The sequence below is a fragment of the Syntrophorhabdus sp. genome, assembly GCA_012719415.1.
GTDB lineage: Bacteria > Desulfobacterota > Syntrophorhabdia > Syntrophorhabdales > Syntrophorhabdaceae > Delta-02.
Genome location: JAAYAK010000139.1, coordinates 1 through 1,915 on the forward strand (window position 1 = coordinate 1; position 1,915 = coordinate 1,915).

General features: G+C 55.7%; 4 protein-coding genes. 3 read left to right on the forward strand and 1 reads right to left on the reverse strand.

What is annotated here, in order from left to right:
• The 3 genes from aspA to GXX82_08950 form a co-directional block, all read left to right on the forward strand.
• On the forward strand, nucleotides 1–434 hold a 434-nt coding region (aspA, locus tag GXX82_08940), incomplete at its 5' end, for an aspartate ammonia-lyase (GenBank protein ID NLT23159.1).
• A 356-nt stretch (nucleotides 435–790) separates the two neighbouring features.
• On the forward strand, nucleotides 791–1,237 hold the full coding sequence (locus tag GXX82_08945) for a cyclic nucleotide-binding domain-containing protein (protein ID NLT23160.1): 447 nt from the start codon (nucleotides 791–793) through the stop codon (nucleotides 1,235–1,237).
• A 43-nt stretch (nucleotides 1,238–1,280) separates the two neighbouring features.
• Nucleotides 1,281–1,463: a hypothetical protein gene (locus tag GXX82_08950; GenBank protein ID NLT23161.1), complete on the forward strand. Its 183-nt coding sequence runs from the start codon at nucleotides 1,281–1,283 to the stop codon at nucleotides 1,461–1,463.
• A 36-nt stretch (nucleotides 1,464–1,499) separates the two neighbouring features.
• Here the strand turns inward: GXX82_08950 and GXX82_08955 are convergent, their stop codons facing one another.
• The gene (locus GXX82_08955) at nucleotides 1,500–1,895 is read right to left on the reverse strand and encodes an alpha/beta hydrolase (protein ID NLT23162.1); all 396 of its coding nucleotides are present in this window, start codon (nucleotides 1,893–1,895) and stop codon (nucleotides 1,500–1,502) included.
• Nucleotides 1,896–1,915: the final 20 nt, after the last annotated feature.

Sequence of the window (1,915 nt, forward strand, 5' to 3'; positions counted from 1 at the left end):
TGAACCCCATCATCCCCGAGGTGGTGAACCAGGTCGCCTTCTTTGTCATCGGCAACGACGTGACGGTGAGCTTCGCCGCGGAGGCGGGACAACTGGAGCTCAACGTCATGGAACCCGTCATGGCCTTCAGCCTCTTCAATTCCCTCGTGGCCCTGCGACGTGCCGGCAGGACGCTCGCCGACCGCTGTGTGCTGGGAATAACGGCAAACAGCGATAAGTGCCGCGAATACGTCGAGTGCAGCATCGGCCTCGTTACGGCGCTTAACCCCTACATCGGCTACGAACGCTCCACCGAGATAGCCCACGAAGCCCTGGCAGCGAACCGTTCCGTCTGCGAACTCGTCCTCGAAAAGGGCTACCTGAAAAAGGAAGAACTCGACGACATCCTCTCCCCGGAGAACATGATCAAACCGAGGTACATGGAAAAGAAATAGAGGAAGGTTCAAGAGTTCAAGGGTTCAAAAGTTCAAGAGCCAAATCCGTCATCCCGGCGAAGGCCGGGAATCAGGATAAACCCTGTTGCAGCAGAAAGCACACAAAGGATACTGCCGGGACGGTGGAACAGGAGAAGTGTTGTCGCGTCTTTTACCGTTCAGCTGTCATTTGCCGCCGGTTCTTCCTGGTTCCCGGCCTTCGCCGGGATGACGGGAAGCGGGCTTTATCAGCAGACTGTTGAACCCTTGAACTTTTGAACCCTTGAACCCTTGAACCTTCTTCTTGTCTCCTTGTCTTATTCCGAAGTTGTGCTAAATAGACTATAAGGGTGACACGAAATAAGGAGGTGATTGGCGTGCCTATCATGGAAGCGTCCCCTACGAAGGAATTCGATCTTTTTCAGGGAGTCAGTCAAAGGGTCATTGCGGAGATCGGGAAGCTGGGAGAGGAGGCGTCCTTTGTCCGCGATGACGTTATCTTCAAGGCAGATGAGCCGGGATCGTACTTTTATGAACTGGTGGAAGGGGAAGTGGACATAATCGTCCTGGAAAAGGAGAACATGCATTTCATCGTCAAGAGACCCGGCGAGATATTCGGCTGGTCGGCGCTCGTCGAACCCTATGTCTACAGCGCGACCGCACGGTGCTTGGCGCCGACGAGGATCATCAGGATAGGGAGGGATGTCATCGAGAACGTCGTGAAACGTCATCCCGAAGAGGGTCTCATCATCTACAAGCATATCATCGGGATCGTCGCGCAGAGGTTGAGAAGCGCATATCAATACATCTACAGGCAGCACTGACAGCCGCGGGAAGAGCGGCACTGTGCCTGTGAAGGAGGAATGTATGGTTACATGCGAGATGAACGACGACGAGGCCAAACTGCTGCTCAGTGTCCTTGAAAGATATCACTCCCACCTGGAAGTTGAGATAGTCAGGACGAACAGGCGAGAGTTCCGCGAGGCCCTCAAGGAGAGGGAAAAACAGTTGCGGGCCCTGGTGGAAAAGGTGAAGGCCCTCGTAAAGTAGAGGGGGCCTCTTTGCAGATCTGAAGATTGACGGAGACTATCGGGCGGGGCTCGTCGAATCGACGAACTTCCTTATGGCCTCCATGTACTGCCGTAAACCCACGAACATTATATCGTTGTGCGTCGCCCCCGGTATCATGAGAAGGTCCTTTTGCGCCGAACCGATGGTCTCGTAGATGGTCTCGGCCTCATCGGGCGGTACCAGGGTGTCGTATTCCCCATGAATGATGAGGACGGGGACCGTGATGGACCGCACCATATCGAGGCACTCCCGGGTGATGGTGTCAAGGTCCATGCCGGGTGTGGCTATGCCGTGGCGGACGATGAGGCTGGAGATGCTCGGGAAACCGCTTTCGATGATGAGCCCGTTGATGCCGGCACCCTGGTCGTAGGCGATCGCGAGGGCCGAGACGCTGCCGAGAGACCTGCCCATGATCCACAGGTCGTCCCGCA

Bases quoted from the DNA above. Each gene is read 5' to 3' on its own strand.
- GXX82_08950 (NLT23161.1), top strand. From the start codon at position 1,281: ATGGTTACATGCGAGATGAACGACGACGAGGCCAAACTGCTGCTCAGT.
- GXX82_08955 (NLT23162.1), bottom strand. From the start codon at position 1,895: ATGGGCAGGTCTCTCGGCAGCGTCTCGGCCCTCGCGATCGCCTACGAC.